Annotated in this window: 23 protein-coding genes and 1 riboswitch; of the genes, 9 read left to right on the top strand and 14 right to left on the bottom strand. The window is 46.1% G+C overall.

The genetic code is table 11. The features are described 5' to 3' along the window. Window positions 1-113 precede the first annotated feature (113 nt). The 5 genes from Q1A70_RS04595 to Q1A70_RS04575 form a co-directional block, all read right to left on the bottom strand. On the bottom strand, window positions 114-626 hold the full coding sequence (locus tag Q1A70_RS04595; RefSeq protein ID WP_299687461.1) for a DUF3299 domain-containing protein: 513 nt from the start codon (window positions 624-626) through the stop codon (window positions 114-116). A 14-nt stretch (window positions 627-640) separates the two neighbouring features. Beyond that, window positions 641-1,900, bottom strand: a complete 1,260-nt coding sequence (locus Q1A70_RS04590; RefSeq protein WP_299687464.1) for an ABC transporter permease — start codon at window positions 1,898-1,900, stop codon at window positions 641-643. Next, the gene (locus Q1A70_RS04585) at window positions 1,897-2,613 is read right to left on the bottom strand and encodes an ABC transporter ATP-binding protein (RefSeq protein ID WP_299687467.1); all 717 of its coding nucleotides are present in this window, start codon (window positions 2,611-2,613) and stop codon (window positions 1,897-1,899) included. Before Q1A70_RS04585 ends, Q1A70_RS04590 begins: the two co-directional genes overlap by 4 nt. 144 nt (window positions 2,614-2,757) lie before the next feature. Continuing rightward, window positions 2,758-3,447, bottom strand: coding sequence for a DUF2796 domain-containing protein (locus Q1A70_RS04580; RefSeq protein WP_299687470.1), 690 nt, complete (start codon window positions 3,445-3,447; stop codon window positions 2,758-2,760). Window positions 3,448-3,660: 213 nt separating this feature from the next. Beyond that, complete coding sequence (locus tag Q1A70_RS04575; RefSeq protein ID WP_299687472.1) at window positions 3,661-4,212, bottom strand: YtfJ family protein; 552 nt, start codon at window positions 4,210-4,212, stop codon at window positions 3,661-3,663. A gap of 248 nt (window positions 4,213-4,460) precedes the next feature. Here Q1A70_RS04575 and Q1A70_RS04570 point away from each other — a divergent pair, with 248 nt between their 5' ends. Then, complete coding sequence (locus tag Q1A70_RS04570; RefSeq protein WP_299687475.1) at window positions 4,461-4,661, top strand: DUF1107 family protein; 201 nt, start codon at window positions 4,461-4,463, stop codon at window positions 4,659-4,661. A 101-nt stretch (window positions 4,662-4,762) separates the two neighbouring features. On the opposite strand, the gene msrA is transcribed toward Q1A70_RS04570, so the two are convergent. Then, the gene (gene msrA, locus Q1A70_RS04565) at window positions 4,763-5,392 is read right to left on the bottom strand and encodes a peptide-methionine (S)-S-oxide reductase MsrA (protein WP_299687478.1); all 630 of its coding nucleotides are present in this window, start codon (window positions 5,390-5,392) and stop codon (window positions 4,763-4,765) included. Window positions 5,393-5,553: 161 nt separating this feature from the next. On the opposite strand from msrA, the gene Q1A70_RS04560 reads away from it, so the two are divergent. Next, on the top strand, window positions 5,554-7,266 hold the full coding sequence (locus tag Q1A70_RS04560; RefSeq protein WP_299687480.1) for an autotransporter assembly complex family protein: 1,713 nt from the start codon (window positions 5,554-5,556) through the stop codon (window positions 7,264-7,266). After that, window positions 7,263-11,015 carry a translocation/assembly module TamB domain-containing protein gene (locus Q1A70_RS04555; RefSeq protein ID WP_299687483.1) on the top strand — a complete coding sequence of 1,251 codons (3,753 nt, stop codon included), beginning with the start codon at window positions 7,263-7,265 and terminating at the stop codon, window positions 11,013-11,015. The genes Q1A70_RS04560 and Q1A70_RS04555 overlap by 4 nt, the downstream gene beginning before the upstream one ends. A gap of 93 nt (window positions 11,016-11,108) precedes the next feature. Here the strand turns inward: Q1A70_RS04555 and fbp are convergent, their stop codons facing one another. After that, window positions 11,109-12,119, bottom strand: coding sequence for a class 1 fructose-bisphosphatase (gene fbp / locus Q1A70_RS04550; protein ID WP_299687486.1), 1,011 nt, complete (start codon window positions 12,117-12,119; stop codon window positions 11,109-11,111). Between the two features lie 268 nt (window positions 12,120-12,387). On the opposite strand from fbp, the gene mpl reads away from it, so the two are divergent. The 5 genes from mpl (at window position 12,388) to thiQ (ending at window position 18,029) form a co-directional block, all read left to right on the top strand. Beyond that, window positions 12,388-13,746 carry a UDP-N-acetylmuramate:L-alanyl-gamma-D-glutamyl-meso-diaminopimelate ligase gene (gene mpl / locus Q1A70_RS04545; RefSeq protein WP_299687489.1) on the top strand — a complete coding sequence of 453 codons (1,359 nt, stop codon included), beginning with the start codon at window positions 12,388-12,390 and terminating at the stop codon, window positions 13,744-13,746. Window positions 13,747-13,784: 38 nt separating this feature from the next. After that, window positions 13,785-14,408 (top strand): flavin prenyltransferase UbiX, encoded by a 624-nt coding sequence (locus Q1A70_RS04540; RefSeq protein WP_299687492.1) that lies wholly within the window; start codon window positions 13,785-13,787, stop codon window positions 14,406-14,408. Window positions 14,409-14,451: 43 nt separating this feature from the next. Then, a riboswitch (TPP riboswitch) is annotated at window positions 14,452-14,569 on the top strand. Window positions 14,570-14,620: 51 nt separating this feature from the next. After that, a complete protein-coding gene (gene thiB, locus Q1A70_RS04535; RefSeq protein ID WP_299687495.1) occupies window positions 14,621-15,613 on the top strand; it encodes a thiamine ABC transporter substrate binding subunit in 993 nt (330 codons plus the stop codon). Between the two features lie 82 nt (window positions 15,614-15,695). Continuing rightward, window positions 15,696-17,306 (top strand): thiamine/thiamine pyrophosphate ABC transporter permease ThiP, encoded by a 1,611-nt coding sequence (gene thiP, locus Q1A70_RS04530; protein WP_299687498.1) that lies wholly within the window; start codon window positions 15,696-15,698, stop codon window positions 17,304-17,306. A gap of 18 nt (window positions 17,307-17,324) precedes the next feature. Continuing rightward, window positions 17,325-18,029, top strand: coding sequence for a thiamine ABC transporter ATP-binding protein (gene thiQ / locus Q1A70_RS04525; RefSeq protein ID WP_299687603.1), 705 nt, complete (start codon window positions 17,325-17,327; stop codon window positions 18,027-18,029). Window positions 18,030-18,137: 108 nt separating this feature from the next. On the opposite strand, the gene yjgA is transcribed toward thiQ, so the two are convergent. Next, entirely contained in the window at window positions 18,138-18,662 is a 525-nt protein-coding gene (yjgA, locus tag Q1A70_RS04520) for a ribosome biogenesis factor YjgA (RefSeq protein ID WP_299687501.1), read from the bottom strand. A gap of 118 nt (window positions 18,663-18,780) precedes the next feature. Here yjgA and pmbA point away from each other — a divergent pair, with 118 nt between their 5' ends. Continuing rightward, entirely contained in the window at window positions 18,781-20,124 is a 1,344-nt protein-coding gene (gene pmbA, locus Q1A70_RS04515) for a metalloprotease PmbA (RefSeq protein WP_299687504.1), read from the top strand. A 112-nt stretch (window positions 20,125-20,236) separates the two neighbouring features. On the opposite strand, the gene mgtE is transcribed toward pmbA, so the two are convergent. The 6 genes from mgtE to Q1A70_RS04485 all read right to left on the bottom strand — a co-directional run bounded on the left by mgtE (window position 20,237) and on the right by Q1A70_RS04485 (window position 25,167). Next, window positions 20,237-21,592 (bottom strand): magnesium transporter, encoded by a 1,356-nt coding sequence (mgtE, locus tag Q1A70_RS04510; protein WP_299687508.1) that lies wholly within the window; start codon window positions 21,590-21,592, stop codon window positions 20,237-20,239. A gap of 153 nt (window positions 21,593-21,745) precedes the next feature. Then, entirely contained in the window at window positions 21,746-22,021 is a 276-nt protein-coding gene (locus tag Q1A70_RS04505) for an HPr family phosphocarrier protein (RefSeq protein ID WP_299687511.1), read from the bottom strand. 2 nt (window positions 22,022-22,023) lie between these two features. Continuing rightward, window positions 22,024-22,893: an RNase adapter RapZ gene (rapZ, locus tag Q1A70_RS04500; RefSeq protein WP_299687514.1), complete on the bottom strand. Its 870-nt coding sequence runs from the start codon at window positions 22,891-22,893 to the stop codon at window positions 22,024-22,026. A gap of 1 nt (window position 22,894) precedes the next feature. After that, the gene (gene ptsN, locus Q1A70_RS04495) at window positions 22,895-23,356 is read right to left on the bottom strand and encodes a PTS IIA-like nitrogen regulatory protein PtsN (RefSeq protein WP_299687517.1); all 462 of its coding nucleotides are present in this window, start codon (window positions 23,354-23,356) and stop codon (window positions 22,895-22,897) included. A 1-nt stretch (window position 23,357) separates the two neighbouring features. Continuing rightward, window positions 23,358-23,645, bottom strand: a complete 288-nt coding sequence (gene hpf / locus Q1A70_RS04490; RefSeq protein WP_299687520.1) for a ribosome hibernation promoting factor — start codon at window positions 23,643-23,645, stop codon at window positions 23,358-23,360. A 61-nt stretch (window positions 23,646-23,706) separates the two neighbouring features. Continuing rightward, a complete protein-coding gene (locus tag Q1A70_RS04485) occupies window positions 23,707-25,167 on the bottom strand; it encodes an RNA polymerase factor sigma-54 (protein ID WP_299687523.1) in 1,461 nt (486 codons plus the stop codon). Window positions 25,168-25,209: the final 42 nt, after the last annotated feature.

The raw sequence follows: 25,209 nt of genomic DNA, 5'->3' as shown, positions 1-25,209 counted from the left end.
GTACTTGTCTGGTTATATCGCGTAATTTATCCCTATAGTCGTGGTCATTGATTATTGTTGAACCTTGTCATTTTTTCGCAAATAGCAGCTCATCCTTGAGCCTCTTCTAATGACTACATGTCGTCATATTCTTCAATTGCGGTACCTTCAATCAGATAGCCTGTTTGTGCTAGATCGTGGCTGATTGACTCCGTTTTCAGCGTGCCAACTAAGTAGATCACATCCCATAATTGCTGTATTGGCGCACCTTGCGGGAACTTCACGTAGATGATTTGGTTCGGTGGCGGTGGTGGCACGTGTATACATGCGCCGAAATACGGCACTAACAGAAACTCAGTGATCATGTTTTCATCACCTTCCAGCGGAATTACAAAGCCAGGTATTTTCACCTTACTGCCATTCAGCTCCGGACGTACAGCCCCCAAGGTTGATTGCTGTGGGCTTTCTATCGAGTGATCAACCATTGGCATTCCAAATGGGTCGAGTTGAGCTCGCTCCTCCTCTGGGATCAAGTCGATCCAATCGAGTGTTAATACTGACTCGTCATTCTGAGTCGTATTAGCATGAGCGGTGCTGACAAATGGGAACAGAAGTAGCCCAAGTATCAGTAGAAATTTGCGGTGCATGGTAGGGTCCTATTTTAGATGCGAATCGTCATCCCATCAGACAATGACTGGCGGTAAGCCCTGAAAGCGGGAATAAAGCCGATAATGATTCCGGCAATTTGTACCAACATGAGCAGTTTCCATTCATGGGCTGTGATTGCGGATATTGATATATTAATACCATAGCTTTGTTGCACGATAGGAGCAACCACAGCGATCAAGGCAAACAAGAGCGCAACGCCTAATGTTATACCAAGAAAGGTTAAAGCACTGGCTTCGCTAATCAGTAGGCCAAACACATGACGAGGCCTTGCCCCCATCGCTCGCAGAATCGCCATCTCACGACGTCTTTCTTGCAAGCTGGTCAGTAGGCTACTGAGCATGCCCAATAAACCGGCGACAACAACAAACCCTGAAACAATCAGTAGCGCTTGCTCTGCCACAGCCATCATTCCCCACAATTCGTGAAGCGCAATACCCGGCATAATCGCACTCAAAGGTTCTTGACGGTAGTTGTTGATCTCTCGTTGCAGTGCAAAGGTTTGGATTTTCGAGTTAAGCCCAAGCATCATTGCGGTAATCTGCTTAGGTTGGAAATCAAAAGTCTTTAACGTTTCAGCATCTGGGGTGTGTCCGAGGTTAGCTCCTGACTCCCAGCCAACGTGAATCGCTTCAATAGCCTCTAATGACACATGCACGGTTTTGTCTACTGGCGTTCCTGTTGGTGCGAGTATTCCGACAATCTTGAAGGGCAGGTTATCGTGACGGCTGAACGACACATCACTGATACCATGTGCAAGAATGATTTGATCGCCAATCTTGTAATCTAACTTTTTCGCGACATCGGCACCAATCACCACATCAAATAGCTCATTAAACTCTTTACCTTGCTGAAAAGTAAGTGGTTGCTTACTTCCGTAACGATAGTTTTCAAAGTAGCTGTGGTTGGTGCCCATCACGCGGAAGCCTTTGTGAGAGTCACCCAATGAGATAGGGATCGCCCACTTTACTGCGTTATGTTGGCTAAACTCTTGATAGCTTTTCCAATCGATGTTGTTGGTTGCATTACCGATTCTGAATACCGAATACAGCAGTAGGTTTACTTGGCCAGAGCGTCCGCCGACAATCAGGTCGGTACCTGAAATCGTATTGGCAAAGCTGTTCTTGGCTTCGGTTCTAACGCGTTCAACGCCGAGCAAGAGAATGACTGATACCGCCACGGTGAGAATGGTTAAAATGGCGGTGGCTTTACGATTGAGCACACTTTTTAGGGCTAAGTGAGTAATTACTTTCATACGACAACCTGAGCTTGGTTAACGGTTTTGAGATCTATAGTTCGAGTGAACAGTTTCTCTAGTGTTGGGTCATGGCTGACAAATATCAGAGTGGAGCCCGCTTGATTGGCTTGTTCTAACAACAGTTCAATAAAGGCTTCTCGGTTGTCATGATCCAAAGCGGAGGTTGGTTCGTCAGCAATAATGATTTTAGGTTGACCGATCAAAGCTCGAGCGGCAGCGACACGTTGTTGTTGACCAATACTTAACTCTGTCACCGGCTTATCCATTAGAGCTTGAGGTAGCTTTAATCGTAGTAATAACTCTTGGGCGGTTGCTTGCAGGCTATTTGGGCTTTCATCGACTTGCTGCTTACGAATCTTTGAAAACTGGCAAGGAAGCGTCACGTTGTCGATTACTGACAAGTAAGGAAGTAGGTTAAACTGTTGGAAAATATAACCGATATGGTCAGCTCTGAATTTGTCTCTCTGGCGCGGGGTTAACTGAGTGAGATCTTGGCCAAGGATAGAAACTTCACCTTGCTCGGCTTGATTAATTCCGGTCAACAGTCCTAGCAATGTTGATTTTCCACAACCACTAGGCCCTTTGATGAAAAGGTGTTCTTGAGCTTGAATATGCAGTGAAGGGATTTTAAGGGTTGGGGGTAATTCTGGCTTCCAACGAAAGTTGATATTTTCGAGTTTGACCACAAGTGATGAACTGTCAAAAGACATACTAGCTCCAATAATTAAAGCGGGGTATCTACTGGACCACAATGAGAAACATTAATTCCCTATAGCATACCAATTTTTGCAGCCAAGTCAGTGAGTGCTCAATGACTTGGCTGGTTTTCGATGCTTAATTCAATCTAATGCTGATTAGAATCTGAAACTAGTACGCTCAGCATTAAATACTTCTTGAGTTTGCGTATTGTCGGTGAGCAGGTTCACGGTCATTTTTTCTGTATTGCTGAACTTTGAGAACCACTCTGTGCTGACGGTATCAAGCTTGGCGATGTCTGAACATTGGTAATGGTACTCAACCGTAAATTCACCGTGGCCACCTTCCGAGTGATCATGGCCTTCATGATCATGGTGATCGTGTTCAGCGTGGTCGTGGTCTTTGTGTCCGTCATGATCGTGTTCAGCGTGGTCGTGGTCTTTGTGTCCGTCATGATCGTGTTCAGCGTGGTCATGGTCTTTGTGTTCGTCATGATCGTGCTCATGGCCTTCATGGTCATGATGATCGCCTTCTAAGGTGTTGGTTACAGACTTGAATTCCAACGTACAGTTTGCATTTTTGAAACTGAACAGCTCTTCAGGTTGGTTTAATTGTGCAATAGCTTGCTCAAACACTTTCTTTTGCTCTGCTGTTTCTGGAGCATGTTCAAAGCCTACTACATCCGAGCCCGGAGCTGTCACTTCAACCAGCAGTTCTTGCCCATCTTGAGCGATGTTTACTTCAACTTCACCGTGTACGTGTGCGCTATGAGAACGGAATTCTTCGTTAGCTAAAACATTAGTAGAGACTGTCATGCCGATAACAACGGCTAAAATAGAAGGTTTCATGTTTTTTCCTGAATAAAGGTTAATGAAAAAGGTCGCGCTATCTATTCCGTGCTTGCTGAGAGTGGGCTAACTCTGAACTTAAACAAAAAGCATATTTGTGTTCTACGTTCTACAATGTTTTGCCACATGATGATTAACCACAGAATAAAAAGGATATTGTTATATTATAACAATATCCTTTGGTTTGATCTCAAAAAAGATGTAAATAGCTGATTAAATACTCGCTTTAATCAGCTCAATGACTTGATTGATTTCTGACTCGGTTAATTCGCCTTCTTGGACAAACAAAATTTTACCTTGTTTGTCTTGTACGATAATCGCTGAGCTTTTTTCTTTCAGATCCCATGATGAGGCGACAGCACCATTTTCATCAAGCACCATTGAAGACCATGGAAATTCTTCTTTGCTGCTTTCTGCTGACGATTTGACAAAAGACCCTGTACCCCAAACCGCATCATTTTGGTTGATGATGGTCGTCGTTTGGTAGCTGTCTTCTGAGAAATCTGACGCTGTAATGGCGGTCATCAGTGGGGCATTCAGCGCTTTAGCTTTACTGCGACCAGCGATGGCTTGAATGACCCGAACCTTGCCGAGAAGATCATTGGTTGTCCAAGCTTGATATTCGGTCTTGTTGTCGTTTAGAACAATTTCCCCATAGCTGCTGATATCGACGGCAGGCACAGTTGAGCCCAGTGATAGATTGTGAGCATTGGCGAATAGTGGAGAGGCTGCGGCTAAAAAAGCCAGTAGAGTTTTGTTTTTCATTATATTTTTGTTCCGCTTATTGGTTTGCACAGCAATTATAATAGGAAATTAAAAAAATGCCTGGTTAAGTTTTTATTGTACCGCTTTGAAATAAGTTGCATGCTTGTTATCAAAGGGTATAATTGGGCGTTATAAGATAAAAATCGGATTATCTTGCTGTTAGCTTAAGGGATTAGCTCTGAATGTGCTTTGAACAAGCTTCTTTCTGGCTTATAGCTGTTGTACTCAAATGGAATTGAGGTTGTGTTATGTTAAGAGAATTTTCTACTTACCGTCCCCATCAGGTGGCGCGTTTCGTTAAAGTCCTATTCAAAGGGCAGTTTGCTATTGAAGGTGTCGGAGAGTTTCATTTTGACCAAGGCAAGGTGCTACTTCCTGAAGTTTCAGACAAACAAAAACTGACCATTTATAAAGAAGTTAACGGTACGATTGCAGCACTGCCGATGTAAAAGACCATTGTCGAGTCGTCTGCGTCAAATAAATGAATAATGAAATGGGCTTCCTAGTGGAAGCCCATTTTGATGGTTCTGGTTTGTATCTCTAGCCAGTTTTATTGTGGCGGAAAGCAGACTCCGGTACCACCTAACCCACAATAGCCGTTAGGATTTTTCGCCAGGTATTGCTGGTGGTAGGTTTCTGCAAAAAAATATTTTCCTGCAGGGAGAACTTCTGTTGTGATCTCACTCCCTAACGATTCGGTTATTGCTTGCTGGTATTCACGTTTAGACTGCTCAGCAATGGCCTGTTGCTGTTCACTAAAGGTGTAGATAGCAGAGCGATACTGAGTACCTAAATCGTTACCTTGACGCATGCCTTGCGTCGGATCATGACGCTCCCAAAAGGTTTCAAGAATGCGAACTAAAGAGGTTTGCTCGCTATCAAAAAGGACGCGAACGACTTCGGTATGGCCAGTTTGTCCAGTGCATACCTGTTCGTAACTGGGGTTGACGGTATATCCGCCTGAATAGCCAACGGATGTGGAAATCACCCCCTCCAATTGCCAAAGCAACCGCTCCGCTCCCCAGAAGCATCCCATGCCCAGCAGGACTTGTTGCTGGGAGCCTGTCGGCTCATCGAGTAAGTTCGTTTGATTAACGAAATGGCGCTCAGTTATTTGGATTGGTTCGGCATTCCCCGGTAATGCGGTTGCTGCGGAAACCTGTTGTTGTTTGTTTAGCATGTTATATTCCTTTTTGCATACGTTTACCGCGCTTAATTCTGTTTACTTCGTCTTTAAATGAAACCGTGTTATTGCAGGATTTATTACAGACTCAGTCTCTTTTTAGCGGTATGATTTCTTTTTACTTCTTAACGTATTGATAACTTCTTCCCCAATTAAGCATGATAAGAAAAACTTTACCAGTTCTGATTGGCACTCTATTGTCATCTACGCTCGCTTTCGCTGAGGTTTCCCTTGAAATTAAAGGGCTTAATGGGGCGCTTGAGGATAATGTTGAGGCTTATCTGAGTGCGATTCCTGAAGAAGAATATGCCGTTTCACTAAGGTTTCAATCTCGCTTGGAATCGATGATCCAGGAAGCCATCAATGCGTTGGGTTACTACCAACCTCGTATCACCTTTTCCCACTCTGAAGACAATACCGAATTGACCGTTGTGGTTGAACCGGGCGCGCCTGTGATTATTTATGCTTCCGATATTGTTGTGAGCGGCGAAGCCAAAGATGATCCTGATTTTTTGGCGTTGATTGCTCGGAGTCAGTTGTCGAAAGGTTCGATTCTCAACCATGGTAACTATGATGCATTGAAATCATCGATGCGTAACCTTGGATTGGCAAAAGGCTATTTCGACGGTGCTTATGAACTCAGTAAGCTAGAAGTCGCGCCCGAACTAAATCGTGCTTATGTTCGCCTGCATTACAGCAGTGGTATTCGTTATCACTTTGGTAGCACTCAGGTTTCTGGAAGTCAGATTGAAGAAGATAAGGTTCAATCACTCAAGCCTTTTGAAGACGGTGAACCGTATTCGATTGCCAAGGTGGGGGAGTACAACCAAAACTTGTCTAATACCGATTGGTTCTCTTCTGTGTTTGTTGAACCCGACTTAAGTCAATTGGGCGAAGGACGAGAAATCCCGATGAAGGTCAGCCTTACCCCGCAAGCACGCAACCAAATTGAGACCGGTATCGGTGTTTCCACTGACCTCGGTGTTAAAGGTACATTAAAATGGAACAAACCTTGGGTTAATGAACGAGGGCATAGCTTTGATAGTAGTTTGTCGATTTCCAAGCCTGAGCAGACCATCACTGCAAGCTATAAAATTCCATTGGACGACGTGCAGAATGACTACTACCAACTGAAATACGGCATGAAAAAATTGGATAACCGAGATACCAAGAGTTTGGAGTCTAACTTGGCCTTAGAAAGATATTGGCGCCTTGATAATGGCTGGCAACGAACGGTATTCATTCGTTACCTGATTGAAAACTATGAGCAAGGTCTACAAGACGATTTAGCACAGTTTGTATTGCCGGGCGTCTCTTTTTCTCGAACTCGGACGCGTGGCGGCTCGATGCCGATGTGGGGCGATAAACAGAGCATCATGGTGGAAGCGGGGGACGAGAGCTTGCTATCTGAGACCAAGGTTGTGCGCTTTCAAGGACAAACGGCGTGGATTCGCAGCATTGGTGATAACCATCGAGGATTAACTCGACTGCAATTTGGCGGTAACTTTGCTGATGAGTTTGATAAGTTGTCCCCTTCGTTAAGGTTTTTTGCCGGTGGTGATAACAGCATTCGCGGTTATGGCTATGAGTCTATTTCTCCTCGAGATAAAAGTGGCGCACTCACGGGGGCAAAATACATGGCAACCAGTTCATTTGAATACCAATACCGTGTGGTTGGGAATTGGTGGGGGGCGGCGTTCTATGATATCGGTGATGCATTTAATGATACGCCCGAATGGAAGCATGGTACCGGGGTTGGGGTTCGCTGGGCCTCGCCAGTGGGGCCAGTCAGTTTAGACTTTGCTTGGGGGCTCGATGCGGCCAAAGGTGATGAGTTCCAATTACACTTTAGTTTAGGGCCTGAGTTATGATCAAAGTGATGGGTAAGTGCATTAAATGGACATCGATATCTCTGACGTCGATTCTATTGCTATTGATAGCACTGTTGGGGTTTGTTTTATTCACTAACCTTGGACTGAACACTGTGCTGTGGGGCGCAGAAAAAGCCTTGCCACAGCTGAAAGTAGAAAGCACCACAGGGGCTCTGTTGCCAAGCTTTACGCTCAATAATGTTCAATTTAAAGACGATGCTCTTCATATCGATACTAAGGTTGAAAAATTAGCATTAGCCATCAACCCGCGCTGCTTGCTCGATCCTAAGCTGTGTGTCGATCGCATTGCGATCCATGGTTTGGAATTGGCGTTTACTGAATTACCAGCCGCCTCTCCAGAAGGTGTAGAGCCGACCCCGCCAGTAACCTCGGTAAAAACACCGCTGCCTATCGTGATCAATCGCATTGCCTTGTCTGATATTAAACTGAATATCTTGGGGCATGAAATTGAATGGAGTCTGTTCTCTAGCGCTCTAAGTATGCAAGGAGAACAACTGACGGTATCACCCACCTTGTTCAATGATCTTAAGGTGAAACTCGCTGAGTCCATTGAAGAGCCGCCATCAGACACTGTAGAGCCAGAGCCTGTTACTAATACTGCAATAGAGCTGCCTGAAGTCTGGATCCCTTTACAGATTGTACTAGAGCGTTTCGATCTCAATCGTTTCACCTTAGAGCAAGAAACCCCGGTCGTTGTTCACCACCTTGGATTGGAGGCTCGTGTGGGTCAGCATGCGGTTGATGTGTCGACGCTAGAGCTCGATATGCCACAAGCAAGCGCTAACCTCGCGGCTCAGGTTGAGCTCAAAGACGGCTACCCGCTGCAGTTGACTTTAGATGCACAAGTGAAAGAAACCGATCTCGCAGGTCAGGCATTGTCGCTGAAAGCGCAAGGTAGCGTGGCTAAGCTGCAGTTGGATTCTCAATTCTCTGAATTGATCGAGGCAAAACTGTCTGGAGAGATCCAACCCTTAGAGCCGGCGCTACCCTTTGACCTTCTTTTAGAGCAAGGGCAAGTTCAATGGCCTCTTACAGGAAAAAGCGATTACCAAGCGACCATTGAGCAATTCCAAGCCGATGGCTCACTAGACGGTTTCAATGTTCTACTTAAAGGTGAAGCCGATGGTAAGGAAATCCCAGAGTTAGCCATCGACCTGCAGGGTAAAGGTACCACTGAGCAAATCGAACTAGAGCGTCTAGCACTGAGCACCTTAGGTGGCAAACTGAATGGTGTGGTTAAAGTGAATTGGAAAAATCTAGTCAATTGGCAGGCTGAGGTTGCGCTGCAAGACATTCAGCCGGGGCTGCAGTGGCCAGAAGCGGAAGGAAAAATTAGTGGTAGTCTAATCACCACTGGTGAATTGACGGAAGCAGGGGGTTGGGCGATTGAGTTACCTAAGCTAGATATTGAAGGGATCTTGCGTGAGTATCCTCTGGATGTCCAAGGTCAGTTGTCAGCGTCTGACCGCAGCGCAACTGGTGAGCCTCAACTTAAAACCAGCGGCTTGAGCCTCGCCCATGGCGTCAACTCGATTGAAGCGCAGGGAGAGCTGGATAAGCAATGGGATATGGGGGTAGTGATTCATTTCCCGGAGCTTGTGAAAAGTATTCCTCAACTGAAAGGCGCAGTGATGGGTAATATCCAGCTTAGTGGCCCTTCAAAAGAGCCCGAAGTCGCTATCGCTTTAAATGTAGATAACATCGATTGGAACAACGAGGCGACACTCGAATCCTTGTCGCTCAATGGTTCTGTGGTGCCACTACCCAAGCCTCAAGCGGATTTAGTATTAAAGGCCAACAATCTAACCTACCAAGATCAGAGCGTGCAAAGCATCGACTTAACGGTCAATGGTGGCGAGAAGCAACACACCGTGACCCTGGATGTAATCTCCGACATAGTGTCTGCTAGCTTGGCAATTTCTGGTGAGTTGATTCAAACCCCTTCTATCATTTGGGATGGATCGTTAGATCGAGTCAAAATAACCACCGAGCAGGGGCCTTGGCAATTGAATCAACCGGTCGCGATTAAGGCTGATGTTGATAAGCAGCTTGCCGATGTACAAGCGCATTGTTGGCAGCAAGCGGGTTCGAGCGTGTGCTTGGATGAAGACGTTCGTGCCGGGCAGTCAGGTGCTGCCAAACTGTCGATCAATCAGTTCGATTTTGAACAGATTAAGACCTTCTTACCTAATGAAACGCAGCTGCAAGGCATAGTAAATGCGACGGCTGAGGCCAAATGGTCGGAGCAAGGAGAGCCTGAGGTTACGGTCAGTCTCGACATGCCGAAAGGGCAGGTTGTGCAACAAGTTGGAGAACCCATCACACTCGGTTGGGAGAGTGTTGTATTAAATGCCCAGCTCAAGGACAACCAACTCAATGCTGACTTTACGTTAGACGTGACTGAAAACGGTGATTTATCGGGTACGGTGGCGTTACCTGATATTCTTGCCGAAGATAGAATGATCGATGCGGCGATTCAATTGACCACCTTCCACCTCGACTTCTTAGAGCCCATTTTAGGCGAGTATAGTTTGTTGAAAGCACAGCTGGAGAGTGACTTAAAAGTACAAGGCTCTCTAATGCACCCTCAAGTCTTTGGTCAGTTCTCTGTCGATGGAGTGCAAGTCAAAGGTGATGTCACGCCTGTCGATATTAATGATGGTCGTATTGTGGTCGACTTTGATGGCTATAGCGCCAAATTGGATGCCGATATTGAGACCCCGGATGGTCATCTCGATCTTGAGGGGGCTGGAGATTGGCAGGATCTTCAAGCATGGCACTCAAACGTCCGAATCTTTGCTGATGAACTAATGGTTGAGATTCCGCCTATGGTCAAGGTGAAGGTTGTACCTGATATGACCATTGAAGTGACCCCTGAGCTGGCTAAAATTACCGGTGATATCGCACTGCCATGGGGGCGGATTGTGGTTGAAGACTTACCACCGTCAGCCGTTGGCGTGTCATCCGATCAGGTTATCTTGAATAAAGATCTTGAACCTGTTAATGAGGATGCGGTTCCCTTTGATGTTGTGACCAATATTAATATATCAATTGGTGATGACTTTAAACTTTCCGCTTTCGGCCTTGAGGGTGAATTAGTCGGTAAGCTCAATGTGACGCAAAAAGATCAAGGTCCATTTATCACTGGTGAAGTGAATATCGTAGATGGTACCTATCAATCATTCGGGCAAGACCTGCTGATTGAAGAAGGTAAAATTTTGATGAATGGCCCCGCCGATCAGCCATACGTGGCAATAAATGCGGTACGTAACCCAGATAATACTCAAGATGATGTAACAGCAGGGATCCGAGTGACGGGCCCTGCGACAGAGCCAACCATCGAAATTTATTCCGACCCAGCGATGCCGCAAGCGAACGCACTGTCCTATATTTTGCGTGGCCAAGATATTGATGGCGAATCGAGCGGCTCAATGACAACTACCCTAATCGGTTTGAGCCTAGCTAAGAGCGGTAAGGTGGTCGGTGAAATTGGTGAGGCGTTTGGCGTACAGGATTTGCAACTGGATACTGCGGGTTCCGGTGATGATTCACAAGTGACGGTCAGTGGCTACATTCTGCCTGGATTACAGGTCAAGTATGGCGTAGGTATCTTCAATTCGTTGGGTGAGTTTACCGTTCGTTATCGATTGATGCAGGATCTCTATATTGAAGCTGTGTCTGGTTTAGACAGTGCGGTTGACCTGCTATACAAATTTGAGTTCGAGTAGCGGTGGGAAGTAGTGCTCTCATAGAAAGTAAAAAGCCAATACTTCTCATAGTACTGGCTTTTTTAATGCAGCTAACTTTAAGGCGTTAAGCTTTTATTCTGGGTTTTGCTTAAGAAACTCTTCGACTTTATGAACCATGTCTGTTGAACCAACAAAGAAAGGAACACGTTGGTGTAGCTCAGTTGGTTTGATGTCCATGATGCGTTGAGTACCATCTGAAGCAATACCACCCGCTTGTTCCATAAGGAAAGCAATTGGGTTGCACTCGTAAAGCAGACGCAGTTTACCTTGAGGGTGGCTGTGTGTGCTTGGGTACAAGTAGATACCGCCTTTTAGCAGGTTACGGTGGAAATCTGATACTAGAGAACCGATGTAACGTGATGTGTAAGGGCGGTTGTCGCTTGGCTCATTTTCTTGGCAGTACTTGATGTACTTCTTAACACCCGTAGGGAAGCGGATGTAGTTACCTTCGTTGATTGAGTAAATCTTACCTTCGTCTGGAACCATCATGTTTTCATGAGACAGAAGGAAGGTACCCAATGATGGGTCGTAGGTGAAGCCATTTACACCAGCGCCTGTTGTGTATACAAGCATGGTTGAAGAGCCGTAAATCACGTAACCCGCAGCAACTTGCTTGTGTCCAGGTTGTAGAAAATCTTCTTCTGTTGGTGGAGTACCAATTGGAGATACTCGGCGGTAGATAGAAAAGATAGTACCAACCGATACATTCACATCGATGTTTGTAGAGCCATCAAGTGGGTCCATTAGTACAACGTACTTAGCGTTTTTGTTGAGCTCTTTATTAAAAGCTACCGCTTCGTCTTCTTCTTCACTTGCCACACCACAAACTTGGTCACGAGCTTCTAAAGCCGCTTTAAATTTGTCGTTCGCGTAAAGATCTAGCTTTTGCTGCTCTTCGCCTTGCACGTTGTCTGTACCCACTGCGCCAGTGATATCGACTAGGCCAGCTTTGTTGATCTCACGGTTAACAATTTTTGCAGCAAGTCGAATAGACGACAAAAGGGATGATAGATCACCGCTTGCATGGGGGAAGTCACTCTGTTTTTCAACAATGAACTCACCAAGGGTGCGCATCTCAGACATGTTATTTCCTTAAACTTCTCTCAATATTAGGGGGGATTTGAGCACTGTAGATCGGCCTCTTTAGCGGGCTGTATTCATCTAGACGCTTACCTAAATTCTAAAGGTTAGAACTTTTTAATGGTAATGAAGTAAGTGATTCAGGTCTCACTTAGCATGTCGACCTCATTTGTTTTGCATTGCGACTCGCTTTTAATCGCTAATTAATGATAATGAATACAGTCGTTCGATTTAGACATGATTCATTTAGCCAAGTATTTGGAAGCAACTTATGCATATTCATATCTTAGGAATTTGTGGCACCTTCATGGGTGGTGCAGCGGTATTGGCTCGTCAATTAGGTCATAAGGTGACGGGGAGTGATGCGAACGTTTATCCTCCAATGAGCACTTTACTGGAATCTCAAGGGATTGAAATAATTGAAGGGTTCGACCCCGTACAACTTGAGCCCAAGCCGGATCTTGTGGTGATTGGTAACGCGATGAGCCGTGGTAATCCATGTGTTGAGTATGTGTTGGATCATAACCTGAGATACACGTCTGGTCCGCAGTGGTTACAAGAGTTCTTGTTGCATGATCGCTGGGTGCTGGCGGTATCAGGGACACATGGTAAGACTACGACATCAAGCATGCTAGCATGGATCTTAGAAGATTGCGGCTATGCACCGGGCTTCTTAGTTGGTGGTGTTTTAGGGAACTTTGGTATTTCAGCGAGACTGGGTGAAAGTATGTTCTTTGTGGTCGAAGCTGATGAATATGACAGTGCTTTTTTCGACAAGCGTTCTAAGTTCGTTCACTACCACCCAAGAACCTTGGTGATCAATAATCTAGAGTTCGACCATGCAGACATCTTCGACGATCTGGAAGCGATAAAGCGTCAATTCCATCATTTGGTGCGCACTGTGCCGAGCAATGGACGTATTTTTTCACCTAAGCAAGATACCGCTATTGAAGATGTTCTAGCACGTGGTTGCTGGAGTGAGACGGAATCGAGCGGTAAATTTGGAGACTGGAATGCCAAGAAGCTGGTGAAAGATGGCTCTCAATTTGAGGTGTATTTCCAGGGTGAATATGTTGGTACCGTCGACTGGGATTTAGTTGGCGATCATAACGTCAGTAACGCATTAATGGCAATTGCAGCGGCAAGGCACGTAGGGGTGACACCGGATCTAGGGTGTGAGTCGCTGGCGACCTTCATCAATACTAAGCGTCGCTTGGAGTTTAAAGGTGAGGTGGCAGGAGTTTCTGTCTATGATGACTTTGCTCACCACCCAACCGCGATTGAACTGACGCTGGGCGGTTTACGTAACAAGGTAGACAATCAAAAAATCATTGCGGTTTTAGAGCCTCGCTCTGCGACCATGAAGCGAGGCGTGCACAAAGCAACCTTGGCTGATTCTCTGAAGCAGGCGGATTCGACCTACTTATTCCAGCCGGACAACATTGATTGGTCAGTGCAAGATGTCGCGGATGCCTGTCATCAACCGGCACACGTCAGTGATGATATGGATGCATTCGTTGCTAAGATTGTCGCAGAGGCACAAGCTGGTGACCAAATATTGGTGATGAGCAATGGTGGCTTTGATGGCATTCACCAGAAACTGTTGGATGCATTGGCACTCAAAGGCTAATGCCATTCAAGCTCCTATAACCTGAAATAATTGAGACCATGATAAAACACGATAAAGCGATAACCCTCGCGTTCACTGGCGCATCTGGTGCGCCTTACGGGCTGCGTTTACTTGAGTGCCTATTGGCGGCTGATTATCAGGTTTATTTACTGATATCGTCGGCGGCGAGGGTGGTGCTGGCGACTGAGCATCAACTCCAATTACCCGCAGGACCAGAAGCGGCGAAACAAGCTTTAGTTAAGCACTTAGGTTGTGACCCACAAAAGCTGGTGGTGTGTGGCAAAGATGACTGGTTCTCACCGGTTGCGTCGGGTTCAGCGGCACCAAAACAGATGGTAGTGTGCCCATGTTCGGCAGGCAGTCTGGCTTCAATTGCTCATGGCTTATCGGATAACCTGATTGAGAGAGCGGCTGACGTCGTCATGAAAGAGCGAGGGCAGCTGTTACTGGTGGTTCGTGAAACGCCATTTTCCACGCTGCATCTAGAAAATATGCACAAACTCTCAACCATGGGCGTGACGATCATGCCAGCGGCTCCGGGTTTTTATCACCAGCCTAAGTCGATTGAGGATCTGATTGATTTTATGGTAGCACGTATTTTGGATCACCTTGGTATTGAGCAGGGCTTAGTGCCACGTTGGGGGTACGATCAACGTAATTGAGCCTAACTTGATGGCTTATTGTTAAAAATAAAATTACAATCCTGAACACTCATCGGGGAGCGAACCATTCAACTAATGAATGCGAGTTGAGATCAAGCGAGCTTGGGACCCGTAAACCTGAACCAGATAATGCTGGCGTAGGAATTGAGTTAGGAACAACCTCAGCCGTTCTCCTCCCTCAATCCTGTGCCATAGACCATGGAGAGCGTCTAGTGAAATTCACATTAACCACCCTTGCGACTACCACCGCCATCTCTTTTTCTGCTTTTGCGGCAGACAATACCCTCACCGTTTACACCTACGACTCGTTCGCAGCGGATTGGGGGCCTGGTCCTATCGTTGAAAAAGCATTTGAAGCACAGTGTGGCTGTGATGTGAATTTTGTCGCGCTAGAAGACGGGGTCTCTATTTTAAACCGTCTGCGACTTGAAGGCCGTCATAGCAAAGCGGATATTGTTTTAGGTTTGGATAACAACCTAATGGCGGAAGCGAAAAACACGGGACTATTGGCTGAGCACAATGTCGATACTTCATCCGTGATACTGCCCAATGGGTGGAGCGACAGTACTTTTGTCCCTTATGATTTTGGTTACTTTGCTTTTATCTACAACACCGAGAAATTGGCAAACCCACCTAAGAGTCTGAGAGAGCTGGTTGAACAGCGTGATGATCTTAAAGTGATCTACCAAGATCCACGCACATCAACACCGGGACAAGGCATGATGCTTTGGATGAAGTCGGTATACGGTAATAATGCGGCTACAGCGTGGAAGAAGCTGGCTCAGAAAACCGTGACGGTAACCAAAGGTTGGTCTGAAGCTTACTCCATGTTCTTAGAAGGTGAGTCGGATTTAGTGTTGTCTTACACTACGTCTCCGGCTTACCACATCATCGCAGAGAGTGATTCTAAATACGCTGCCGCAAGTTTTGAAGAGGGCCATTATACCCAAGTGGAAGTGGCAGCGAAGGTTAAAGGTAGCAACAATGAGAAACTGGCTGATGAGTTTATGGCGTTTATCCTAAGTGATGAATTCCAGTCGGCGATGCCCACAGGCAACTGGATGTACCCAGTCACCGATATTGAGCTGCCAAAAGGATTCGAGCAACTTACGGTTCCTCAGCAAGCGCTAAGCTTTACGCCTGAAGAAGTTGCCGCTAAGCGAAAGCCATGGATTCGTGAATGGCAGAGTGCGCTTACTTTTTAATTTACTTTTAAAAGAATGAACGACCTGTATTTAAATCCATTCTTTATGTTTGGAATGGACTTGTTACGGTAAAAATCAATTTATGATAAAGAAAACGCCTAAGGTCGGTATTTGGGTCGCGATATTCATTACCGCCTTCGTGGTTTCAGCTGTAGGGGCATTGCTTAGCAGGGCCCCTTCTCTTGATATCAGCCAAGTATGGTCCGATCCTTACTATTGGCATGTAACGAAGTTCAGCTTTTATCAAGCGACACTCTCTACTGTGCTGAGCGTTGGCTTTGCTATACCGATTGCTCACGCGTTGTGTCGCAGACAGTTTTTTGGGCGAGCCTTATTATTGAGGCTGTTCTCCTCGACCTTAGTTTTGCCGGTGTTGGTCGGCGTGTTTGGCTTACTCGCAATCTATGGAAACAGCGGTTGGTTAGCTAAATTTTTGGCGAACTTCGATAGTGAATTGCCATTCTCCATCTATGGGTTGAACGGCATTTTGCTGGCACACGTCTTCTTTAATCTACCCTATGCCAGTCGTTTACTTTTACAAGCCTTAGATACAGTGCCTGCAGAGCAACACAAGCTGTGTGCGCACTTAGGTATGAGTCATTGGAATAAATTCAGATGGGTTGAATGGCCGCGTTTAAGGCAGCAATTGCCTCATGTGTGTGGCTTGGTCTTTATGCTGTGTTTTACCAGTTTTGCTACCGTGATGGCACTCGGCGGTGGACCTAAATCAACCACTATCGAGCTCGCTATTTATCAGGCGATTAAATTCGACTTTGACTTGCAGGCTGGTGCCTTGCTCGCGATATGGCAAATGTTGCTGTGTGGGGTACTTGCGGTGATCATTCAGCGCCTATCCAAGCCGATTTCGGTGACGGCCAGTCAGTTATCGGAAGACAAGTATTTGGTTAAGGACTACTGGTGGTCAAAAGCTTGGGATAGCTTTTGGATCATCGTAGTCTCAATGCTGGTGTTACCGCCGTTGGCGATGGTGATGGTCAGTGGTATTAACTCGCAAGCATTAACCGTACTGAGCAGTGAGCCGTTTTGGGCGGCGTTAATGACTTCGGTTAAAGTCGCGTCATTAGCAAGTGTTATCGCGGTTGGGATTGGTATCGCGATACTCCTGACCAGTCGAGCATGGCGCTTACAGAATAAAAACTTTAGAGCCGATAAAATCGAGCTGATTGGCACTATTATCTTAGTCACTCCGGGGCTTGTGATCAGTACGGGTATCTTCTTATTACTGCGCTCATTTACCGATGTGTTCAGCCTTGCTTTCTTTATCGTGATTGCGGTCAACAGCTTAATGGCGCTGCCTTACGTAATTAAAACCCTAGCTCAACCTATGCTGCATCTGTCTCAACAATATCAATATGTATGTGCCAGTTTAGGTATGACAGGCTTTACGCGTTTTAGGCTAGTGGAGTGGCGCGCACTGCGTAAACCTATGGCACAGGCTTTTTCGATCAGCTTTATGTTAGCGATGGGTGACTTAAGCGCGATTGCCTTATTTGGCAGTCAAGATTTTAGAACGCTGCCGTTATACCTATTTCAATTGTTAGGCAGCTATCAAATGGAGGCCGCTGCTGTCGTCTCCGTGAGTTTATTGTTGTTGAGTGTCGGTAGCTTTAGCTTGATTGAATTTTTATTTACTCGAAGATCTAAGCTCAATACTAAACAACTAAAGGACTAAAGAGTTAAGGAACCGATGATGTTAGTGATGAAAGATGTGGACTACCACTATCACAGGGAGTTATTTAGCTTTGATTTTCAAGCTGAACAGGGCGATATTGTTGCGCTTATGGGGCCAAGTGGCGCTGGTAAATCAACACTGCTTGCGCTAGTCGCGGGGTTTATAGAGCCGACATCGGGTACGATTTCTGTGGCAGGGCAGTCGCTGATTGGCAAAGAGGTGCATCAACGCCCATTGGCAATGTTGTTTCAAGAGCACAACCTCTTTGCCCATCTTACGGTGCGAGAAAATATTGGGCTAGGGTTACATCCAGGGCTAAGGCTCACGGCAACCCAGAAGCTCGAAGTTGAGCAAGCAGCAGTACAAGTCGGTGTTGCTGAATATTTGGACAGATTGCCTGAGCACTTATCGGGCGGTCAACGACAGCGTGTGGCGTTAGCCCGTTGTTTTGTCCAACCACATGATATTTGGCTGCTTGATGAGCCGTTCTCTGCGCTCGACCCTTTACTGCGAGAGGAGATGCTGAGTTTAGTGAAGCGCTTAGCGGCAGAGCGAAATATTACGGTTTTGATGGTGACTCACCATTTAGGTGATGCGCGCAGTATCGCGAATAAATTTGCATTTGTGGCGTTAGGTAAGGTGTTGGTTGCAGACTTGATAGAGGTACTGACAGCGGAGCATCCACAGCCGGAGCTCAGTGCATTTGTTCGAGCAGGTGAGTGATCGTTGATCGTTACACGGAATATTTTTTGATATTGAGTACGTCGAAAACAAAAAGACCTAGCATGCGCTAGGTCTTTTATTCTCTCTATGAGTAGAGCGAGACACAGATTAGTCTTCTAGCTTTAGCTCTTTTAAGATTTGGAAGATCTCACGAGAAGATTTCGCTGGCTTATTTGCTGATTTCTCTTTGTTAGCTTGGCGAGCGAGTTGACGAAGACGCTGACGGTCTGCTTCAGGGTACATTTCCATGACTTCTGAAATGGCGGCATCACCTTCAGCAACCACACGATCACGCAGTAGTTCAAGCTTATGCAGCTCAGCGGTTGCTTGTGAGTGTTTGTTACGAACTTTATCCAAAGCGGCTTGAATTGGCTCAGGATCGACATTGCGCATGACTTTACCAATGTATTGAAGTTGACGGCGCTTAGCTTCATTTTTAAAGCGTTGTGCATCTTTAATCGCTTGTGCCAAATCTTCAGACAGCGGAAATTTGTCTAATACAGAAGGCTTTAGTCCAACAAGCTCTTCTCCCAGCTTTTGCAGGGCGTCCATGTCCGTTTTCATTTCTGTCTTACTTACCCAGATGATTTCTTCTTCTGGTTCCCATGGGGCTTTTTGGTTTTTGCGAGCCATCTTTTCTGCCTATGTCACTATCTCAAACGAATATATTGCCTATTTTAGCAAGAATCTTGGGGAGAAAGCGAAATTCTTGTTATCCTACCTAATATTGACCTACAAAATTAGAATAGATATGGATGTAAAACAGCAAGTCGCCCAGCAAAGAGTTGAGCTAGAAGCCGCAGTAGCAAAAGCGTTGGATATGGCCTCTGTGAGTGCAGACGCCGCTGAGGTCGCTATTACTAAATCAACGGGGTTAAGTGTTTCTACACGTATGTGTGAAGTGGAAAACGTTGAATTTAATAGTGATGGTGCGCTAGGTATTACTGTTTATCGCGGCCAGAAAAAAGGCAGCGCATCTACATCTGATCTGAGTGAGAAGGCTATCGCTCAAACGGTAGCGGCGGCACTTGATATCGCTCAGTACACCTCTGAAGATCCGTTTGCTGGCCCGGCAGCAAAAGAATACATGGTAAAAGAGATCCCAGACTTGGATCTTTTCCACCCTGATGAGCCAAACCCAGATTACGCGGCTGAGATTGCGATTGCTGCTGAGAAGCAAGCGCTAGCCTACAGTGACAAGATCAAACAGAGTGATGGCGCAAGCTATGACAGCCACTATGGCGTTAAGGTTTATGGTAACAGCCATGGTTTACTCGCAAGCTACGCGTCAAGCCGCCACAGCACGAGCTGTTGTGTGATTGGACAAGGCGCTAATGGTGAAATGGAACGCGACTACAGCTACACCGTCGCACGTCACCGTGATGAGCTGTGGACGCCTGAGCGTGTAGGTCAAGAAGCGGCAGAGAAGACCATTAGCCGCTTGGATGCGAAAAAGCTAACAACAGGCCAATATCCAATTATGTTCGCTAACGATGTCGCGACTGGCCTAATTGGCCACCTTGTGATGGCGATTAGTGGCGGTAATCTATACCGTAAGTCGTCGTTCTTATTGGATCATCTAGGTCAGAAAATCCTACCGGACTGGTTCAACATTTCAGAGCGCCCACATATTTTACGTGGTTTAGCTTCAAACCCGTTTGATAGCGAAGGGGTTTACACTCAAGATCGTGAAATCATCACTGACGGTGTTCTAGCAACTTACCTATTGACGAGTTACGCAGCACGTAAAATGGACATGACACCAACCGGCCATGCGGGTGGTATTCATAACTGGTTCGTGAAATCGACAGGCCAAAACTTTGAACAGATGCTAAAAGAGCTCGGTACGGGCTTCTTCGTGACTGAAGTGATGGGCCAAGGCGTGAATACCGTGACTGGCGATTACTCTCGTGGCGCTGCGGGTTTCTGGGTTGAGAACGGAGAGATCCAATACCCAGTATCAGAAGTTACCATCGCAGGTAATCTAAAAGAGATGTTTACGCAGATTGTTGCGGTTGGTAATGACGTAGAAACACGTTCGCAAATTCAAACCGGTTCTATCTTGCTTGAGTCAATGAAAGTCGCGGGTGAGTAATTTGCTGATTTGCTTTAGTTTAAACATGGGACCTAAACCTGAAGTTTAAATCTGATGCATTAAAAAGGGGAGCCAGTGGCTCCCTTTTTGCATTTACCGAGTTGTAATCAAGCTAGATAAGTATCGTGGCTAAGCCTAAGAACACCGATAGGCCAATAACATCGGTGACGGAGGTCAGTACCATACCGCCCGCCAGTGCTGGGTCGATATTCATCTTTTTCAGCATCACTGGGATGGTAACACCGGCAATACCTGCGACAATTAAGTTAGTCATCATCGCCGCTGAGATAATACCTCCTAGTATCCAGTTACCTTTCCAAGCTACGACTATACCACCAATGATCACAGCCCATAATGCGCCGTTAAGGAAGCCGATCGCCGCCTCTTTGAGGAGCAGTTCGCGTTTGTTACTGTCACCGATATGACCGAGAGCTAAACCACGAATCACCAGTGCAACGGTTTGGTTACCGGCAACCCCACCCATGGAAGGTACGATAGTCATCAGTACCGCAATCGCCGCCATTTGGTCGAGCGTGGCTTCAAACATGTTCGATACCGATGCCGCTGCGAGTGCTGCGAGGACATTCGCCCCTAGCCACACACTGCGGCGGCGAGCGGATTTAACGACCGGGGCGAAGGTATCTTCGTCATCATCCATACCCGCCATACTCATCATTGAGTGCTCGGCATCTTCTCGGATAACATCAACCACATCATCGATGGTGATACGACCAACAAGGTGTTGATTACTATCGACTACGGGAGCTGAGACCCAATTACGACGTTCAAATAGGCTCGCAATATCTGAAGCACTGGTTTCAACGGTGATCGCTTCGTCGGCATCGTCCATCACTTCTGACACCGCGACATCAGGCTGAGTGGTAATGAGTGTGGTTAATGACAGGTTACCAATCAGCCGCTCCTCTTGGTCAATGACGTAGAGTGCGTCGGTCGCTTCTGGCAGTTCGCCACGCATACGCATGTATCGCAATACGACATCGACATCGACATCACCACGAATGGTGATGACGTCGGTATTCATGATCGCACCGGCTGAATTCTCAGGGTACGAGAGGGCGGTTTCTACTAATGCACGTTCGACGGAGTCCATTTGCGAAAGGACTTCACGAGAAACATTATCGGGTAGGCTTCGAAGTACGTACGCGACGTCATCGGTTTCCATGCCCTCAGTAGCTTCTGCCAAGGTCTCAGGTGCCATTTTAGATACAAGGGCATCTTTGACGTCTTCGTTCAGCTCATCAAGAATTTCACCGTAGTCTTCTGGATCGGTGAGTTGCCAGAGTACTTCACGACTTTTGCGAGGGGAGGCTTCTAAAAGGTGAGCGATATCTTCAGGTTCCATGTCCTGAAGTTGTCGACGTACATGAACAAATCGGCCATTTTCTAGGGCTTCGCTGACTTCTTGGAGGGTTTGGTGAGCTTGGTCGAATTCTAATTGCTCTGCCATATTGTCCTCCTATCTTATTATTCTAACAATACTTGGAATAGTAGCTTAATTCTGGGGCTTATTTAAATCATAAACTTAGATAGAACGAATATTTAATTTAATATTGGTTGGTTCGCTGTTTGAGTCTTAGGTGTTATGAGTGAGGTGTTTTCGCTACTCACCCTCATCAAACTTGTCTTCAATGAGATGACAGACGGCATCCAGTGCTTGTTGCGAGTCTGTACCGCTAGCTTGAATGGTGATGTATTGCCCTTGTGCGGATTCTAGCATCAGCAGTCCCATAACACTGTCTGCGGTTGCGCTTTTATCTTCTTCACTATGAATGGTGATGGTGGCATTAAAGCTTTGTGCAAGCTCAACCAACTTAACAGCAGCTCTAGCGTGAAGACCCAAGCGATTTTGGATCAGTACCGTTCGATTTAATTCCATGGTTAGCCTTGTTGGTGCTTTTCTAGGGAGGCGTGTCTGATTTGAACTTGATGGCCAAGTTGTTCGAAGTACTCACCAATTTTTTGAGTGAGATAAACCGAGCGGTGCTTGCCGCCAGTGCAACCAATCGCGACCGTTAGGTAACTGCGGTTGTTACTTTCTAGCATGGGTAGCCACTGCTCAACAAAGCCTTGGATCTGCTGTTTGAGATCCAGAACTTCTGAGTGCTGTTCTAGAAATGAGTGGATCGGCGCATCAAGACCGGTTAATGGCCGTAGAGCGGGTACCCAGTGCGGGTTAGGCAAGAAGCGCACATCAAACACATAGTCGGCATCACGGGGTAAGCCATATTTAAAGCCGAAAGATTGAAAGACGATGATCAGCTCTTGCTTCTCTTTGCCTTCAACCTTAAAGCGAACTTGTTCACTTAACTCATAGAGGTTGCAGTCACTGCTGTCAATCACAATGCTGGCTTGTTCGACAAGCGGAGCGAGCATTGTTTGCTCTAAATCAATCGCTTGTTCAAGCGAAAGTTTTTCGTGGCCAATGGAGAGAGGGTGAATTCTTCGGGTTTCGCTGTAGCGCTTGAGCAGTGTTTGTTTGTTCGCATCGAGGAACAACACATCCACATCAATATTGGTGGCAGATTCTAGCTGCTCTAGCGTCTCAGTGACTAATTGAGGTTCTTTCGGTAGGTTGCGAATATCAATACTGACAGCGACGTTTTGATTGATTTCTCGTACCGACCCAACGAAGTCGTTGAGCAGGCTAACGGGCAGGTTATCAACACAGTAATACCCCAAGTCTTCAAGAACTCGCAGCCCAACACTTTTACCGGCCCCAGATTGGCCACTTACTACGATCAGTCGCATGTTATTGCTCGCAAGTCGGCACTTTAATCATGATGTCGTAAAGCTCTTGATCACTTTGAGCATTACGCAACTGTTTAAGCGTTTGCTTGTCGTTCAGTCGCTCTGCCATGCAAGAAAGGGTTTTTAAATGCTCCTTACATTGCTCACTTGGAACCAGTAGCGCAAACAGAACATCAACGGGACGATTATCAATTGCATCAAATTCGATTGGCTCTTGGCATTGCAGTAATACCGCAATCGCTTTATCACTGGCGTTCATACGAGCGTGAGGAATAGCGATGCCATTGCCAATACCAGTACTGCCCATTTTTTCACGACTCAACATACACTCAAATAGCTCTGTTGAATCTTGCCCACAACTTTCTGCGGCGATTTGGCTGATGAGCTCAAGGGCTCTTTTTTTGCTTGTGCATTGGACGGCACTCTTAGTGCAGTCCAATGAAAGTACTTCGCTTAATTGCATGTTAGTGACTACTTAGCTTTTCTTTGTGCTTGTTGAGTTGTCGAACGAGTTTATCGACTAAGGAATCAATAGCGGCATACATACTTTCATCTGTTGCCGTTGCATGAATCTCACCTTGATTTATATGCAGGGTCGCTTCTGCAGTTTGATTGATTTTCTCAACTCGTAATACAACCTGAACGCTATTGATATGATCAAAGAAACGCTCAAGTTTTTCGAATTTAGTATGAACATAGTCTTGCATTGAATCGGTAAGATCAACGTGATGGCCTTGAATATTGATTTGCATAGACTTTCCTTTTCAGTTAGTTGCCTGGTTATCGCGGCTAAGTAAATAGCGACGCATGAGTTTATAGCAGGCGTTTACGCTGACTCGATGGGGCAATCCCCAGAGATTCACGGTATTTTGCAATGGTACGTCTTGCTACCTGAATTCCTTGGTCAGCCAGTAGAGCTGCAATCTTGCTATCACTTAGAGGCTTGGCGGTATTTTCTGCCGCGACCAGCTTCTTAATGAGTGCGCGAATTGCTGTGGATGAACACTCACCACCATTATCGGTGCTGACATGGCTCGAGAAAAAGTATTTAAGCTCAAAGATGCCACGTGGGGTATGCATGAATTTTTGGGTTGTCACACGAGAGATCGTGGATTCATGCATATCAACAGCTAATGCAACGTCGTTGAGCACCATTGGTTTCATCGCTTCTTCGCCATGTTCGAAGAAATCACGCTGATGTTCAACGATGCAACGTGCTACTTTGAGTAACGTCTCATTTCGACTTTCTAGGCTTTTAATGAGCCACTTTGCTTCTTGCAAATTTGAGCGAATGAACTGATTGTCGGCACTGCTGCCTTTACTGCTCAGGCTAGCGTATTGTTGGTTCACTTTCAGCTTAGGAACGCTATCGGGGTTAATGGTCACTAACCATTTCCCAAGCTCTTTGAAGACTGACACATCAGGAATCACGTACTCAGTGTCATCCGGTGTGATCTTACTACCAGGACGAGGATCCAATTGCTGAATGAGTTGTAGAACTTCACGCAGCTCTGCCTCTTTTAATTTGGTTTCTTTGATAACTAATTTGTAATCACGATTCCCCAACTGATCGATGTGGTTAGTAAGTACTAACTTAGCTTCGTTGAGCCAAGGGGTATCTTGAGGGAAGGTCTCCAACTGCAGCAGTAGGCAATCTTGCAGGTTCACAGAGCCGACACCTAGCGGGTCAAATTGCTGAATTCGTTTGCGAACGGCTTGGATTTCATCAAGTTCAATCTCTTCGTTGTCGAAGTTTTCGAGGATATCTTCACAAGATACGGTCAGGTAACCATGGTTATCAATCGCGTCAATCAGCGCGAAAGCGATGCTTCGGTCGGTATCAGAAAATGGTGTGAGGTCGAGTTGCCAAAGTAGGTAATCTTGCAGGCTTTGGGTCGTTTCACCTTGATAAACGGGCATGTCGTCATCAATCGCAATCCCAGTATTACCTGTATTAGCGCTGTAAACATCTTCCCAGGTGGTATCAATCTCTAGCTCGTTACCAAGCTCAGATTTTTCAATTAAATCCGAGCTATCAGGCAACTCAGGCTCTGAAGCTTCTACTGTTTCCTTCTCGTCACTACTAGGCTTTTCTTGTGATGTCGGCGTTTCTTCATTGCCTTCTTCGACATCGAGTAGTGGGTTAGATTCGAGCGCTTCTTGAATTTCTTGCTGCAAATCTAATGTAGACAATTGCAACAAACGAATCGCTTGCTGCAATTGAGGAGTCATTGCTAACTGTTGGCCTAGCTTAAGTTGTAATGAGGGTTTCATTCAGTGTTATTTACCTGGTTATTATTCTTAGAACGCTCGACA

Origin of the sequence: uncultured Vibrio sp. (genome assembly GCF_947488985.1) — a bacterium.
In the GTDB taxonomy this organism is placed as follows: Bacteria; Pseudomonadota; Gammaproteobacteria; order Enterobacterales; family Vibrionaceae; genus Vibrio.
Note: the sequence above shows the minus strand (reverse complement) of the source record. Positions and strands in the feature narration are given on the sequence as shown.